Genomic DNA, 16289 nt, shown 5'->3' on the forward strand with positions numbered 1-16289 from the left:
AATAGACAACATGGGTTAAAGAGGCTAGACACAAGTGAACTTTGGGAAAGATTCGCCAGAGACTCGTGCTTCTAGCCTCTTTGGCAACATGTTATAAAAGAGGGTTAATGTGAAGAATAATCTGTTTTTTCGTATTTTAGGACAGTACGAATATAAAATTTTACATAAACGCATATTATTTACGATGCTTATCTTATTGATATACATAACAGGCAGTAATATTGACATCGTTAGTCAGGAAAAAATAAATCGTCATGAAGATTCATTTTACAAACTTGCAGTGTCAAATATGGGAGGTGACATTCACTCGCTCAATATTTTTTCTCTTGGGCTTGGTCCATGGTTAACAGCGATGATTTTGTTAATGTTACTACGCTATCGAAATTTAGATAAAGCGATGAAACAAACGCGTAAAGAGAAGCATTATCAAGAAAAGTTATTAACACTCGCGTTTTGTATCGTACAAGGCTATTTTGTGATTAATCAATCCATTGTCAAAGAACATATTAAAGAGGTAAATATAGCACTCTTAATTTTAGTTGTAGTTACAGGCGCAATGTTACTCGTTTGGCTTGCAGATCAAAATGTGCGTTATGGTATTGCGGGGCCTATGCCTATTGTACTGTTGAGCATTATTCGTTCTATTTTTAATCAAAGGCTTCCCGAACTTCATGTTCACACAGTCATTTTAGTGACTATCATTGTCCTTATTGCGATAGCATTGCTCATTTTGTTACTGATTGAGCTTGTAGAGTACCGATTAAATTATCGTGACATTATGCATGTAACTGAAACACGCACACAATCCTATCTCGCATGGAAGCTTAATCCAGCGGGCAGTATTTCTATTATGATTAGTCTGTCTATGTTTATCCTTTTAAACAGTTTTATTGGCTTAATGATGGGTGTGTTTATAGGAACTTCATCAGATAGTGGGATTTTGAGTTTTGCTAATGTTGAAGGCATTACATTCTATCTTATTATGCAAATCATTTTGGGTTACTTGTTATCAAGATTACTTATTAACACGAAGCAAAAAACAAAAGATTTCTTAAAAAGTGGGAACTATTTTGAGAACATTTATCCAGGTCGTGAGACGGAGGCGTTTTTAAATCAAAAAGCACGGCGTGTATGTTGGACGGGTGCAATGATTGTAGGACTGATTATCGGTATTCCGTTGTATTGCACGTTATTTGTCCCTCAACTTTCACAACAAATTTATTTTGCAATTCAATTAATCATCCTAGTTTACATTAGTATGAACATTGCGGAAACGATTCGCACATATTTGTATTTTGATAAATATCAGCAGTTTTTGACTAAATATTGGTAAGGAGATTGTTATGAAGCGTTTTATACCGGCTTGGTATAGCCAGAACCAGTGGTGGGAAAGTAAAGCTGAACCTTTTTATCGCAAACGTTCTGTTACAGAATTTGATGATTTAATCAGTTTGATGTCGATGCATCATAAAAATGAATATAATTTTGAAATGATTATCCTTAATTATAGTCCTGATTTACGTACTTTTTTACATCGTCACGAGTTGTTTGAATCGAATTATTGGTCAGTATTTGATGAGATTCAAGGTTTTACACATCAAACCCCACAATCTGTAGATTACAGGCAACTTCATTGGCCAAAGGAAACGGAATTTATTTATACGCCTTATTTGATTCGCGCAATAACAAGTGAGAACAGCTATTCCAATATTTATTTTAGTCAAGACGGTTATCTTATATGGATTGAAGATTTTGAACATAAAGTAAAGCGTCAACGTTATGTGTTTGACGATCGTGGATTTTTATCAAGTGTGATTGCGTTTGATGATAAAGGTGCTCCAAGTAATATCCGTTATATGACGCAAGATGGTGATTGGATTTTACAAGAAAATGTGAATGATGGCGCAGTTGAAGTCAATGATCATTATCAACATCATTTTAACTGCCGACGTTATCTTTCTATGGAAGAAGTTATTCAAGAACATCTTAATCACTATCGTGAAAATAATATTGATGACTGCGATCCAATTATCGTTGCCTCTGATATACGACACAATCAACTTATTGCAGAGACTTTTAAGCCGCAACACCTATGTTTTTCCATTTTTCAACAGCGTAATAAAGGTGTACCAAAAACTGAGTTTGAAACGATGGTAGGTGGTCAAAGTTGGTTGGTCGACACATTGGAAAGCGAACGTATTCTAGAAGCTTATAAAGAAAAAAATGATTTGACTCAGCGGCTTATGCGTATTACACCATTTGATGCCCAAGTTATGCCGAATATTAGTAACCAACTTTATGAAACATACATTGGGTTGTGGATTGATGGTTTGACCGACACACAAGTGAAACAAATCATGTCACAACTCGTGCATTATATGGAAAAGAAAGAAGCGATACGTATCGTTTTATTGACTAAGTTAGAGCGGCATCATGTTTCAACGTGGCTATTAAACGAAATCACCATCATTAATGATCGCTTTAATGATAAATCAGAAGTGCCAGAAGAAATTTCAGAATTAATGAAAGACGAAGAAGCGATTGTATATGTGGAACTGAAAAGCGTGCCATTCGAAATGGATATCGTTGAAGCCATTGCTACACTGCGCATTGTAATTGATTTGTCAGTTGAACCAGATTTATTCTTACAAATTTGTTGTTTAGGGGCAGGACTGCCTCAAATTAACAGAAATCACACGGATTATGTTGAAGATGGAACAAATGGACTTGTGATTACCACTGAGAATGATTTGATTGCGGCATTAGATTATTATTTAGAGCATTTGAAACATTGGAACCGTTCGTATGCATATTCGCAGAGACTTGCTAAAAACTACACATCTAAAAAAATTATAGAACAGTTAGATCAATTGATTGAAGGTGACCGAGATGGCACGTAAATTTAGAGTGCTCCAAATTGGAGGAAAAGATTACGGTCCTCATTTTGAAGAAAATAAAAATACAGATTGGGATTATTTAGATCCGAATGTTTTCAGTGATTTTAGTGAATATACGCATGCGGTTAAAGATACGATTTATGTTCATGGTAAGTTTGATTTTATTTTAGTACAAACTGCGTATTCGGAAGGGTTAATGTGTACGCTTGAAATAGCGAGTCAACCTTATACGACTTATATAGATCAACGATTTTGGAATGATCAATTTGAATCACATCCACTCGTGCATCAACGTATCATTCGACCATTAGACTATGAAGATCTTAATGATTTATATGAAAAGTTAAAGTCTGTAACATTTTCGGGGCAATATGGTGATAAGGTCTCTCCGAAGTTTTGTGTAGTAAACCCTGCATTTAATGGTGAGGCGCATTATGTGGGCAATAAAGCGATAGAATTGAAGGGAAATTTTGGTGAGACGATGACACCAATTTTATCATGGCAAAAAAACTTATTTTATGATGAAGGTAAAGTCATCCAAATATGGCCAGAATTTACGCTAACCGGAAGTGTAGAAGTGGAATTTGTATTTCGACTCATTTCTAAAGGAAGCATAGATACAGTTGTTGATGAATTTGTTATGCATCATACAGAGTTAACGACACCATTAGAAATTCCGAGACGTACACACGATGCGTACATCGTTTTAAGTGCGCGAGCTAAGGGCGAAGGTTCATTTCATATGAGGGCAGTTCACAAACGATGGTCACGATTAGAAATGGGGCAGTTTATTTTAGGAGGCCAACGTTATACGGATAAAAATCGTGACGAATTTATCCATTACTTTAATCCTGGAGATATGAAGCCACCGCTTAATGTGTATTTTAGTGGTTATCGTTCTGCGGAAGGGTTTGAAGGGTTCTTTATGATGAATCGTTTTAAAGCACCTTTTATTTTGATTGGAGATCCGCGCATTGAAGGTGGTGCGTTTTATCTTGGTTCTGAAGAATACGAACAAGCGATCAAACAGGTGATTCAAGACGGCTTAAATCGCCTAGGATTTAATAGGGACGAACTGATTTTGTCAGGGCTTTCTATGGGCTCATTCGGCGCATTGTATTACGGAGCGCAACTAAATCCTGCGGGCATTGTCGTCGGTAAACCTTTAATTAATGTAGGAACAGTTGCTGAAAATATGCCTTTATTACGTCCAGAAGATTTTGGCACAGCATTAGATGTCCTTTTGAAAAATGAAAGTGGGCTTGAAAAATCAGATGTTGAACGTCTGAATCGTAAATTTTGGCATAAAGTTGAAAAGGCAGATTTTTCAAATACAACATTTGCGATTGCCTACATGGAACATGATGATTATGATATGCGTGCATTTGAGATGTTATTGCCAGTGATGACACGCCAACATGCCCGTATTATGAGCCGCGGTGTACCTGGAAGACATAATGATGATTCCTCCACAATTACAAGTTGGTTTGTCAATTTTTACAATATTATTTTGGAAAGTCGGTTTGGGAGAGTGACGCAACGTGCAAAATAACAGCTATAAAATTCGTTGGACACAAATCATCCCTACACATTTATGTATGGGACGCACTTACAGTTTAATTCGGAAGATACCGTTTTTAACAACTCGCTCATGCCGTCAGGAATTGTCATACACGAATGGAAGATGATGACAGACTATGTGTCAGATAAAACAATCCCCACATTACCTATTTTAAAGCGAGGTCAAAAATATCAATTTACTTTTGATTATGAAGTTGAGCCTTTGGGAAGTATTTATTTTAAATTGATTTTCAAACGCCGGAATGGGACAGAATCAGGAGTTCAAATTATTCAACAGCCAGACATAGAGGTGACATATCCTATAGATGCTTTTTCGTATGAATTACAAATGATTAATGCTGCGGCAAAACACGTTCGTTTTCGTACAATTACGATTCAAGAAAAAGCTGACACATCAAGTGCTTCAGATTTATACGTGTCAAGTATGGTTAATGAGGATTCGGCTATACCAGTGGCCAATATTATTGTGGTTGAGGAACAACCGTTGTCTTACGATGCGATTCGCTTATTTAAAAATGTGATAGGCATTGAAAATTGGCATTATGATGATAGTCCAATTTTGAAGCATCAATTGGTATCTTTGAAGCAACATTACCAATTACATTTCATTGGTTATCATCATAAGTCTAATGAAATGGCGTATAAATTGGCTACATTACTTGGAGGTGTCGCGTTTGTGACGCATCATCACGATGCGGGTCAACCTGAGTTCCACTTGAGAGAGGGCGCACCAACGGTCGTATATATGTATGAACAAGATGAAGCACCAGCACATATGAAGATGGTTCAAAATATGTTGAATCCAAGTCGCTTTTTAAAATACATCAATGAAGAAATCTTGAATGGAGGCAAGGATGATGAAATATAGTATGACTAGCACGATTAATGCGATGCGTTTGAAGCGCCTTCATAAAATTTTAAAACAAGTGAATCATTATAGCGACGCATTTTCAAAACTAACAGATGAAGCACTTCAAGCGAAGACAGCTGAATTTAAAAAAGCCATACAAGACGGTGCTACTTTAACGGCGTTATTGCCTGAAGCTTACGCCGTTTTACGTGAAGCGAGTCGTCGCATATTAGGGATGTATCCTAAAGACGTGCAAGTGCTTGGTGCGATTGTGTTACATGAAGGCAATATCGCAGAAATGCAAACAGGTGAGGGAAAGACGTTAACGGCAACAATGCCTTTGTATCTTAATGCATTAACAGGCAAAGGGGCTTATCTTATTACAACGAATGATTATCTTGCGCGTCGAGATTATGAAGAAATGAAACCGTTGTTTGAGTGGCTAGGTTTGACGATTGCATTAGGTTTTGTAGATATTCCAGATTATGAATATTTACCTGGCGAAAAGAAAACGATTTATAGTCACGATATTATTTACACGACAAATGGACGTTTAGGGTTTGATTACTTGATTGATAACTTAGCTGACGGCAAAGAAGGTAAATTTTTACCGTCACTTAATTTTGGAATTATTGATGAAGCGGATTCGATTATTTTAGATTCTGCACAAACCCCTCTCGTCATTTCTGGTGCGCCACGTGTTCAATCAAATTTGTTTCAAATTGTCAAAGCGTTCGTCGAGACGTTAGAAGCATCCGTACATTTTCAAATGAAAAAAACAAAAAAAGAGATTTGGCTGACAGATGAAGGTATAGAAGCGGCAAATGCTTATTTTGGCGTCGATAATATTTATGACAAGCGCTATTTCGACCTAGTACGTAATATTAATCTAGCATTGCGTGCGCATCACTTATTTGAATCTAACTTCGATTATTTTGTTTACAATGGCGAAGTGGTACTTATTGATCGCATTACGGGTCGAATGTTGCCAGGTACCAAGCTTCAAGCGGGTTTACATCAAGCGATTGAAGCAAAAGAGAATGTAGAATTGTCTCGAGACATGAGTGTGATGGCGACGATTACGTTTCAAAATTTATTCCGTCAGTTTAATGCTTTTTCTGGGATGTCAGCTACAAGTAAGTTGGGTGAAAAGGAATTTTTCGACTTATATTCTAAAATAGTAGTTCAAATCCCAACAGATAAACCGATTGCGCGTAAGGATTATGAAGATCGCGTATTTAAAAACGCAGAAGAGAAAAATAGAGCGATTTTACAGCGCGTTCAAACCTTATATGAGACAAAGCGCCCGGTACTCCTTATTACGCGAACAGCAGAAGTTGCAGAATATTTTTCAATGATGCTTTTTGAAATGGATATTCCAAACAATTTATTAATTGCACAGAACGTAGCTAAAGAAGCGCAAATGATTTCTGAAGCAGGTCAACTTGGAGCAGTGACAGTTGCGACAAGTATGGCAGGACGAGGTACAGATATTAAGCTCGATAATGCTGTGAAGGCGCTCGGAGGTCTTGCAGTAAGTATAAGTGAACATATGGAAAATAGTCGTGTCGACCGTCAATTGCGAGGGCGTTCGGGGAGACAAGGTGATCCAGGTTCCTCTCAAATTTATATTTCATTAGAAGATTATTTGGTAGAACGTTGGGGCAAAGGCAACATGTTGAATAATAAGAAATTACAACAAGTTGATGGAGAGGCGCTTCAAAATAGCCGTCTTTTTCAAAAGCGAGTTCAGAATACGGTAGCACGTGCACAACGCGTATCTGAAGAACAGAGTGTCATACAACGTGAAATGGCGAATGAATATGAAAAAAGTATCAGTATACAACGTGAATTGATTTATCAAGAGCGTGATCGTGTACTCGACCTCTGGGATACAGGGGATTTAGACTTAACACAACTGGCACGAGATGTTTTTCGTCGTGATTATCGTAAAGAGGTATTAGACTCGGAAGCGGAACTTGTGAATTATATCTATAAAAATGTGAGCTTTCAATTTAAAGAAGATATGAGTGATTTATCGTTGAATCAAGAACAAGCTGTCGTGACGTTTCTTGTCCAATTATTTGAAAAGGCATTGCATCGACAAAAAAGCGCATTGAATAACCCTTATTTTTATTCTCGGTTTGTTCAAAAAGCAATTTTGAAAGCGATAGACAGTCATTGGATTCAGCAAGTTGATCATTTACAACAACTCAAAAGTAGCGTTCAAAACCGTCAAAATGGTCAACGTAACGCTATTTTCGAATATCATCGCGTCGCATTAGAATCTTTTGAAGTGATGAGCACAGAGATTAAAGGGCATATCATTCGTAATCTTTGTCAAAGTGTGACCACATTTGATAAAGAAGGTAAGCTCGTAGTACATTTCCCAAATTAAAGAGGTGGACAAATCGTGACAATTTATAATATCAATTTTGGAATTAGTTGGGCGAGTAGTGGCGTTGAATATGCGCAAAGTTATCGTGCCAAATTATTAAGAGGGCTGAATTATCCACTAAAGTTTGTTTTTTTAGATTTTATTAATGCTGAAAACATTCAAACTTTAACTGAAAATATTGGTTTTAAAGATGATGAAGTGATTTGGCTGTATCAATACTTTACGGACATTCCGATTGCACCCACAAGTTATACAGTGGAAAAAATAAAAAGCGATGTGCATGAACCAATTATCCGAGAAGAAACGGATGGCAAAGTACATCGATTGTTTTTAAATGAACAACAAACGTTTATTACCTGTTATTTAAAAGAGGTTGGAACGCATATTGTCGACCGTGCAGAATTTGTCATAGATGGTAAGCTTGTGCGCAAAGATTTTTACAGTTACGTACGTATTTTTTCAGAATACTATGCCCCACACAATAACACAGCTAAGCTTTATATGAGAACGTTTTACAATGAAGATGGTTCAGTGGCATACAGCGAGTATATCGATGGTGAAACAAATCTGTATAGCTTTAAAGATAAGAAGTTATACAGTCGCCAAGCATTTATTGCGTATTTTATGGAACAATTGAATTTAACGTCAGAAGACATTGTGATTTTAGATCGTGCGAGTGAAGTAGGTCAAGCGCTGTTGCAACATAAGGGGAAAAGTAAAATGGGCGTTGTGGTACATGCGGAACATTTTAGTGTGCATGCAACGGATGACGCACACGTATTATGGAATAACTATTATGAGTATCAATTTATGAATAGTCGAGAAATCGATTTTTATATTACAGCAACAGACTTGCAAAACCAAATTTTAAGTGCACAATTTCAAAAGTACCATCACGTTTCACCGAAAGTGTACACGATTCCAGTAGGGAGTATACATGAGCTTAAGCGACCTCAGCATGCGCGACGACCTTATGCGATGATAAGTGCTTCACGTTTAGCGAATGAAAAACATATCGATTGGCTTGTACGTGCTGCAATCATCGCTAAAAAAGAAGTTCCAGAACTGCAATTTGATATTTACGGGGAGGGTGCTGTCAAAGGCACGCTTGAAACGTTGATTCAAACGCATCACGCCCAAGATTATATTCATTTGAAAGGGCATGTGCATTTGGAAGAGGTGTACCAAAACTATCAATTGTTTGTATCTGCCTCAACGAGCGAAGGTTTTGGCTTAACATTGTTAGAAGCAGTAGGGTCAGGTCTCGGGATGATTGGGTTTGATGTGAATTATGGAAATCCGACTTTCATCCGAGACGGTATCAATGGTTACCTTATCCCGGTGAATGCTAAAGAAGAAGCATCTGAAGATATTGTGAAGCGCTATGCGGAGCGGATTGTTCAATACTTTAATGATGGCCCTACCGCACCACACGAAGCCTCTTATAAAGTGGCCCAACCGTTTTTAACGCCAGAAATACAACAAAAATGGAAAAAATTAATAGAAGAGGTGGCACATGATTAGTTTATTTGAACACTTTGATCTCAATGCCCGTACTTTGTATGATACATTGCGTCTTTCCAATCAAAAAGTGACACCGATCGTGATTGAAGATGATGGTTTTTTACCTGAAACAATTGTGACCCCTTATCAATACTTCTCGAATTATCAAGCACCGAAACACGCAAAACCGCGTTACTTTAACGAAATTGAGGTGCCGCGCTTTTGGGAAATCGAAGGAAACAATGATGTGGCATGGGTGAAAGATATGGGCATTACACGCGCCAAAATTAATTATCGCCCTGACCGCAAACCGCGTGTTGTGAGTCATGTAGATTGGTATGACAGTCAAGGTCGATTACAATTTGTAGATCATTATACCCAACATGGTGTGTACTTTGCCCAATCGGTATACGATTTAACTGGCCAACTGATTTTGCGTAAATACTTCGATCAACAAGGTCATGAAGTTATATATGAAAACTTTGTCGTTCGTTCCATTATTTTAAATTGGAAAGGCCAATATCACCATTTCAATAACAAAGTGAGCTTCCTTTTATTTTTTATTAAAGCGCTAAATATTGATTTGAGCCAATGTATTATCAATTCACTTGGGACACCGTTTACTGTTTTATATCATTTAGATGCAAAAGGGCAAGACGTTCTTTTTTGGCAAGAAGAAAGTATGGGTCATGTCCCGGGAAATATGACGCTTATGTTGCAAAATCAAGGTGTGCGCCAGTTTGAAGTTGTCGTTCCGAATCAACGAGAATATCATCTTTTAACTGAACATATGACAGAGGAAGCGCGTGCGCATGTGCATTCAGCCGGTTACATTTACGATTATCAAAAAAAGAATCGTTATTCAATGAATGTCTTGATAATGACCAACTCGGATCAAATACATCATTTAGGGTCAATTGTCGAAGCATGTCCATTTGCTACTTTCCATATTGGCGCAGTAACAGAAATGTCTGCGAACTTAACAGCTTTTGATCAATACCCTAATGTGAAACTTTTTCCTACAATTGAAATTGAAACGGTTCGAAAATTATATGAACGCTGTGACATTTACTTGGATATTAATGAAGGTGGCGAAATCATTAATGCGGTACGCCAAGCCTTTGATTATGAGTTGCTCATTTTAGCTTACGAAGATCTCGCACATAATGTGAATGTAACGGCGCCTGAAAATCGATTTAGTAAAGCAGATGGTAGCTTGGCACTTCAACAAGCATTGAAAGATATTCAACAGAAGAAACGTTATTTTAAAGTCCGTCTCAATTACCAAAAACAGCATGTAAATGAAATCACTTCAAAAACATTTAAGCAAATCATGGCGAAGGTACACACATAAAAACTAGCGTAGAACTAGAGGATTCAAAAAGGGTTTAGACGTGATCATAGACAGGAAGTCTCTACCCTTAATAAAGTTGTATTGCTTAAGAATGAAATATTTAAAAATAAGATATTTAAATCGAATATCAGTGGCATAGCGCAATGAAAACAGTAAAAGTGTATCAATACGATGCTTTTTTGTGCGAACCAAACCAAGGTAACCCCGCTGATGTTGTATTAAACGGTGATGTATTAACAACTGATGAAATGCAGGCTATTGCACATGAAGTACAAATTGAAACGAACGCGGGTACCATTCCGGTGGCTATTGAGAAAGCATCAGGAAGTTGGAAGGTGACAATGACACAAAATCCTACTCAATTTAAGCCTTTTAATAGTTCAGTTCGTCAATTGTGTGAGGCGATGAAGCCAGTCATATCAAAGATTTAAGGGTAACTATCCAGAGAGGATAGTTACCCTTATTATTGTATTAAATGTAAACCATACGCTATGCATATGGTTACGGAAAAGTTTCACTTTTTCTTGTAAAAACTGGTTTCATTGCTCTTGACTGACTGTATTGTCCAAAACACCCTCTTGTTGTAATGTTTGATAATTAACATTTTCAAGCTCGTCAGCATTTATAGAATCAGAAAAATAAAGTAAAATAAAAGAAGTTGTAAATATTAAAGCTAAACAAAAAGTGATTATTTTTTCACATGTATTTTCCTTTCGTTTACAATTGATATTACATAAGTGACTTCAAAAGTAAGTTGACAAAAACATAAATAAAGGTGTTTGAAAATGAAATACAAGTATTTATGCGTATTATTAGCGCTTATGCCAATAGAATTTATAGGAGCCTATGTTAATTACACATCAAGTTCATTGCTTGGGTATATTCCTTACCTCATTATTTCTACACTTATTAGCTTACATATATTTAAAAATACGATTAAAAAAGTGCGTTTATACTAATAAGCAGAATTTTGGGGGTTATCGTTTCTTTGGGGATTACCCAAATGTTTCTGAATAATTACAATGCCTCAAATTATTTCAAACCCTTTTCAACAAATGAATTCATGATATTTTTAGGTATTATCAATTTCGTAATAATCGCTATTATTTATTTAGTCATATATGGGTTTTCTTCAAAGAACAATTAGTACTTATATATAAGAAAATTTATTCCATAATCTCAATCACACCATAATTTATATCTTAATTTCGAGCATTTGAAGAAACTCGACATTTATACATGAAAAAGCCATTTTTTGTGTTTGAAGCCAAGTATATTAACGATTTAAGAGTAACTATTCCCAGCGAGACAGTTACCTTTATTATCAAGAAAAGAAGAGACTCGTTTTCACTCGATAAAGGAGCGATGTTAAATATGCAAAATGTTAAGCTGATAATAAAATTAATAATAACTCTTTTAGGGCTATATGTAATCTTCAATGATAATCAACATACTGCATTTATACTTTTTATAAGCATCACTATAGGATATATCATTTTTGAAAGTATATTTGACCTTAAAAATAATAACAGAAGTTAAAATTTACACCCGTTCAAAACATAAATTTCACACATGTCAGGTCCAATTAGATTCGGCTGCGCTTTTTATATTTATTCCAATTGCTTTACTGAGGTTGAATTTCTGACCTCTTAACAAACCAAAAGCTTGTCGAACGGTCGGCTCAATAGCTCACGCAATACCGACATTCGACTAAAAGTTTAGTTAAGGATTACCTCTCAATATCAATAAATTTTCTCGGTTTAAATGCGTGCTTGTTTTATGTTCTGATTTCATCCTGTGTGATATATTGGTTTATAGTCGATTTATTCCTTGTTTAAACGGCACAACTGAAGAAACTCGGAATTAACGCATCTTCAATTTCTCGTGATAAACCCTGTTTAATTAAGATTATTTTTTATTTGTTATCTATCCGCGGGCGCACTTACACAGCTAAAAAATATCGATCTTAATTTGCGTGTGATGTCTTAATGTCTTATTTTGTCTTTTTTGGAGAAATAAATAAAAAGAGCGAAGTAGAACCATCAGGAAACACTATATTTGTGACTAAAAAATTATATAAAAAGTACGGTTCTAACGGTTTTAAGTAATCAAAAACTGTATCAAGAAAATAACTGACTAAAATAGACAAAGCAGCATCAAGTAATAAAGGAATTCGAGATGTAGTAAATTCAGTAGGAGTAGGATTCATAACAAGTCCACTTTCTCCTTATGTAAGTGTAACAGCTGTGGTAGCGACAGCTATAGCAACCCATGCTTTGCCACACTCATCTGATCAACTAAAGTCTACATAAAAAAATCTATCGCTAAAAAATTTAAATTAACAGATCATTATCAATTTATTAGACATGGCACCGATAAATATTATGTAGTAAGTTATTTTAGCACAAAACCAATTTAAAACAGAGGATTAATCCTCTGTTTTTTTCTTTTTTCTTGCTATATTTTTTTCTAATAAAATATATGAAACTGTTCCACATATCACAAAAATAACAGCTACTGAAAACCAAGAGAAAAACTGAAATTCAATATTTATAATTATCATAATTACTAAACTAATTAAAAAAATGAAAAACCACAAAAATCTTTCTTTCATTTATAATTCCCCCTTTGTTACTCTTCATTAATTTCATCTGTCATTTGCTTATTAACTTCTTTGTTCTCTTAAATCATGTAATGCACTTGCTAAGTATTCTTTTTTATTCCAAATATAGAAAATTTGATAAATGCATTCTGTAGAATCAACCTCTGTTAAATAATCCAAATCCTCATTTTTCAATTTCTTTCTTGTCTCTTTAAAAAGACCTGAATATACCAAAACTTGCTTAACTTTCAAAGGTTTATAAAATGCATCAAATAATCGGTATCGTTACTGGAATATTTAGCTATTTTGTAAAGCTTTTTATTATTTTGTTTAATCTTTTGAACATGAACTTGTATAATATCTTGATTACATGTTACATCACGTCATGATTCAAGCCGTTCTTTTTTATATGGTACTTCTAGTTTTCAAACATAACCCTATAACCTTTTGAATCGTTCTTACTTTTTTACGCTCAAACATTTTCTTGAAAGCCTTATTATATTCCCTTACAAATTCCATTTGATTTTTCCCAATATGACGTACTATAAAATTCTGAAACACTTGATTTCTTTGTTTTCTCAGTATACTTATCCATGTTATAAAACACAAAAACAACTTAGCTTTTCTAAAACTAAGTATATGAAAAGGTTGCTTTTTCTCCTTTCTGTAAAGTTTATGACTGGACATCTTAAACGATACATTAATAGGTATGAAAAAACCACATTTTCGCGCTTGAAGCCAGTCATATCAACGATTTAAGGGTAACTATCCCCATCACCGGGAATAGTCACCCTTATTATCAAGAAAAGAAGAAACTCATTCCAAAATATAAAATCATCACTTCTTTTTATAACAAGTAGATTATCACTACCTGAACTTAGCATTATATATTATAGATGCAATTCCTAATCCAACTAAAAATAACGGAAGTATATACACAGAATAAACATCTGTCTCTATATAAAACCTATAAAATATAAAGCCTAAGAAAGCCGCAATAAAATAAACAGGTATAAAACTAGGTTTCCAAAGTATAGAATTTTTCATAAAACTCACCCACTATTCTATATTTTAAAAACAACTCGCCGCTGCTCCGCTCATACCTCCGGAGACAGCGCCAACTACTGCACCGCCAATTGTTCCTATTGCCGGAACTACACTACCAGCACCAGCACCACTAAGGCCTCCTAAACCAGCACCTCAGCAGTGCCAAGGCCACATTTCAATCCTTCTTTCCATCCTCTAGTTTGAATAGTAGTACTTTTATCAATAATACTAATTTTTAAGTCTTTTCCATTTGCTTCATAAGCTAATACTACTGGCTTTCCATGCTTATCTTTAGCCTCAGAAGGTAATGTTTCTATTTTACCAGTGGTATCATAAACTAATTTTGCACTGCCATTGTCACTAACTTCATAAGAAATGCCTTCATTCAATGTAATAGTAGCTTGTGATTCATTAATAGGTCTAAATTCACCAGAATTTTGACCATTATTTTGTGTCTCTGCTGCTTGAGTTGAATCCGTATAAACGGTACCCGCTCCAGCTAAAGAGCCTGTTAATATCCAAGTCTTAATAACAATTTAGAAAGGATACTTTTTTCATAAAATATATCTTCTCATCATTATTTGATTACAATTAAAGAATATCAAAGTAAGTAAATTAGGTGATTATTATTCCTTAAGTGTTCAAACTTATTGCCTAAGCGTCCTTACTTTCTCTTTTCTTTATTTCTCCAATTTCTTTTATTATTTATATTCCAATTGCTTTATTGACATGGAGCCTCCAATCTCTTCACATACCCAAAAGCTTGTCGATAAGGAGATATAGTTGTATATAGAATAAACCCAAGGGGAAGCGGATTGACTAGCCCCTTGGGTTTATCATTTTAAAACGTACTTTATCTTTCTCCGACATATTCAAAAATCGCAGCGGCGCCCATACCTACACCGATACACATCGTCACCATACCGTATCGTGTATCTGGACGTTTTTTCATTTCTGCTAATAAGCGTGCAGTGAGCATCGCTCCCGTTGCGCCAAGTGGATGGCCTAATGAGATTGCGCCACCATTGACATTTGTTTTATGTGTATCTAATCCTACTTCATTTATCGTTGCAAGCGTTTGTGAGGCGAATGCTTCATTAAGTTCTATTAAATCGATGTCCTCAATAGATAAGTTCGCACGTTTCAATACTTCTGGAATAGCGTATGCCGGGCCAATCCCCATAAGCTTAGGATCTACACCAACGACGTCATAAGCAACGAAACGTGCAATTGGTGTAACGCCAAGTGCTTTCACTTTTTCACCAGACATTATAACGACAAATCCTGTGCCGTCTGACAGTGGTGCAGAAGAAGCGGCTGTTACCGTACCATCCGCTTTAAAAACGGTAGGGAGTTTGGCAAGTGTTTCGACGTTGGTGTCCGGTCGAATAAATTCATCTTTATCAAAGTTTTGGGTAGTGACTTTTGGGCCTTCAGTAGTGTATGAGACTGATTTTACAGGGATTGAGATAATTTCATCCTCAAATTTTCCAGCTGTTTGTGCTTTTGACGCACGTTGATGGCTTTCTACAGCATAAGCGTCTTGTGCGTCGCGCGAAACATTATATTTTACAGCGACGTTCTCAGCAGTGAGCCCCATCGGATAGGATACGCCTGCATCTTGATTTTGAAGGGTGGGGTTATTCGTCGGTTCATTACCGCCCATTGGCACAGCACTCATTAATTCTACGCCCCCGGCAACGAGGATATCACCTTGATTGGCAAGAATTTGGTTGGCTGCTAATGCGATGGTTTGAAGTCCGGAAGAACAGTAACGATTGACCGTTTGGCCGGGCACACTATCAGGCAGTCCAGCACGTAACGCAATTGTACGTGCGATATTTTGACCTTGAAGTCCTTCTGGAAAAGCATTTCCGACAATCACATCTTCAACCATCTCAGGTTTAAACTGACCATCCACGCGGTCCAACACACCTTTGAGGACTGCTGCGCCTACGTCATCTGGTCTTTCATGGAATAAGGCACCGTTCTTCGCTTTGGCAGATGCAGAGCGGCCATAAGCGACAATATAAGCTTCTCTCATGTTTTTTCACCCT

General features: G+C 36.1%; 14 protein-coding genes. 9 read left to right on the forward strand and 5 right to left on the reverse strand.

The window, feature by feature from the left end; genetic code table 11:
• Nucleotides 1-109 precede the first annotated feature (109 nt).
• The 9 genes from secY2 (at nucleotide 110) to LN051_RS00770 (ending at nucleotide 11542) form a co-directional block, all read left to right on the forward strand.
• Complete coding sequence (gene secY2 / locus LN051_RS00730; protein WP_274704566.1) at nucleotides 110-1333, forward strand: accessory Sec system protein translocase subunit SecY2; 1224 nt, start codon at nucleotides 110-112, stop codon at nucleotides 1331-1333.
• A 10-nt stretch (nucleotides 1334-1343) separates the two neighbouring features.
• Entirely contained in the window at nucleotides 1344-2900 is a 1557-nt protein-coding gene (gene asp1, locus LN051_RS00735) for an accessory Sec system protein Asp1 (RefSeq protein ID WP_229292727.1), read from the forward strand.
• Nucleotides 2890-4449, forward strand: coding sequence for an accessory Sec system protein Asp2 (asp2, locus tag LN051_RS00740; protein WP_229292728.1), 1560 nt, complete (start codon nucleotides 2890-2892; stop codon nucleotides 4447-4449). The genes asp1 and asp2 overlap by 11 nt, the downstream gene beginning before the upstream one ends.
• 42 nt (nucleotides 4450-4491) lie before the next feature.
• Complete coding sequence (gene asp3, locus LN051_RS00745; RefSeq protein ID WP_229292729.1) at nucleotides 4492-5346, forward strand: accessory Sec system protein Asp3; 855 nt, start codon at nucleotides 4492-4494, stop codon at nucleotides 5344-5346.
• Nucleotides 5336-7726, forward strand: coding sequence for an accessory Sec system translocase SecA2 (gene secA2, locus LN051_RS00750; protein ID WP_229293584.1), 2391 nt, complete (start codon nucleotides 5336-5338; stop codon nucleotides 7724-7726). The genes asp3 and secA2 overlap by 11 nt, the downstream gene beginning before the upstream one ends.
• Nucleotides 7727-7741: 15 nt before the next feature.
• The gene (gene gtfA / locus LN051_RS00755; protein ID WP_229292730.1) at nucleotides 7742-9250 is read left to right on the forward strand and encodes an accessory Sec system glycosyltransferase GtfA; all 1509 of its coding nucleotides are present in this window, start codon (nucleotides 7742-7744) and stop codon (nucleotides 9248-9250) included.
• Complete coding sequence (gene gtfB / locus LN051_RS00760) at nucleotides 9243-10583, forward strand: accessory Sec system glycosylation chaperone GtfB (RefSeq protein WP_229292731.1); 1341 nt, start codon at nucleotides 9243-9245, stop codon at nucleotides 10581-10583. The genes gtfA and gtfB overlap by 8 nt, the downstream gene beginning before the upstream one ends.
• A gap of 143 nt (nucleotides 10584-10726) precedes the next feature.
• Complete coding sequence (locus tag LN051_RS00765; RefSeq protein WP_229292732.1) at nucleotides 10727-11014, forward strand: PhzF family phenazine biosynthesis protein; 288 nt, start codon at nucleotides 10727-10729, stop codon at nucleotides 11012-11014.
• A 354-nt stretch (nucleotides 11015-11368) separates the two neighbouring features.
• Nucleotides 11369-11542 (forward strand): hypothetical protein, encoded by a 174-nt coding sequence (locus LN051_RS00770; protein ID WP_229292733.1) that lies wholly within the window; start codon nucleotides 11369-11371, stop codon nucleotides 11540-11542.
• A gap of 1034 nt (nucleotides 11543-12576) precedes the next feature.
• Here LN051_RS00770 and LN051_RS00775 read toward each other — a convergent pair.
• The 5 genes from LN051_RS00775 to LN051_RS00800 form a co-directional block, all read right to left on the reverse strand.
• Nucleotides 12577-12792, reverse strand: coding sequence for a hypothetical protein (locus tag LN051_RS00775; protein WP_229292734.1), 216 nt, complete (start codon nucleotides 12790-12792; stop codon nucleotides 12577-12579).
• 219 nt (nucleotides 12793-13011) lie between these two features.
• Nucleotides 13012-13197: a hypothetical protein gene (locus LN051_RS00780; RefSeq protein WP_229292735.1), complete on the reverse strand. Its 186-nt coding sequence runs from the start codon at nucleotides 13195-13197 to the stop codon at nucleotides 13012-13014.
• 51 nt (nucleotides 13198-13248) lie between these two features.
• Complete coding sequence (locus tag LN051_RS11465) at nucleotides 13249-13437, reverse strand: hypothetical protein (protein ID WP_229292736.1); 189 nt, start codon at nucleotides 13435-13437, stop codon at nucleotides 13249-13251.
• 935 nt (nucleotides 13438-14372) lie between these two features.
• On the reverse strand, nucleotides 14373-14621 hold the full coding sequence (locus tag LN051_RS00795) for a hypothetical protein (RefSeq protein WP_229292738.1): 249 nt from the start codon (nucleotides 14619-14621) through the stop codon (nucleotides 14373-14375).
• 464 nt (nucleotides 14622-15085) lie between these two features.
• Nucleotides 15086-16276, reverse strand: coding sequence for a thiolase family protein (locus tag LN051_RS00800; RefSeq protein ID WP_229292739.1), 1191 nt, complete (start codon nucleotides 16274-16276; stop codon nucleotides 15086-15088).
• Nucleotides 16277-16289: the final 13 nt, after the last annotated feature.

Source organism: Staphylococcus ratti, assembly GCF_020883535.1.
In the GTDB taxonomy this organism is placed as follows: Bacteria; Bacillota; Bacilli; order Staphylococcales; family Staphylococcaceae; genus Staphylococcus; species Staphylococcus ratti.

Coding starts and splice junctions, on each gene's coding strand:
- asp3 (WP_229292729.1), top strand. CDS start 4,492: ATGTATGGGACGCACTTACAGTTTAATTCGGAAGATACCGTTTTTAAC.
- gtfB (WP_229292731.1), top strand. CDS start 9,243: ATGATTAGTTTATTTGAACACTTTGATCTCAATGCCCGTACTTTGTAT.
- LN051_RS00800 (WP_229292739.1), bottom strand. CDS start 16,276: ATGAGAGAAGCTTATATTGTCGCTTATGGCCGCTCTGCATCTGCCAAA.
- asp2 (WP_229292728.1), top strand. CDS start 2,890: ATGGCACGTAAATTTAGAGTGCTCCAAATTGGAGGAAAAGATTACGGT.
- LN051_RS00770 (WP_229292733.1), top strand. CDS start 11,369: ATGAAATACAAGTATTTATGCGTATTATTAGCGCTTATGCCAATAGAA.
- LN051_RS00765 (WP_229292732.1), top strand. CDS start 10,727: ATGAAAACAGTAAAAGTGTATCAATACGATGCTTTTTTGTGCGAACCA.
- asp1 (WP_229292727.1), top strand. CDS start 1,344: ATGAAGCGTTTTATACCGGCTTGGTATAGCCAGAACCAGTGGTGGGAA.
- LN051_RS00780 (WP_229292735.1), bottom strand. CDS start 13,197: ATGAAAGAAAGATTTTTGTGGTTTTTCATTTTTTTAATTAGTTTAGTA.
- LN051_RS00775 (WP_229292734.1), bottom strand. CDS start 12,792: ATGAATCCTACTCCTACTGAATTTACTACATCTCGAATTCCTTTATTA.
- secA2 (WP_229293584.1), top strand. CDS start 5,336: ATGAAATATAGTATGACTAGCACGATTAATGCGATGCGTTTGAAGCGC.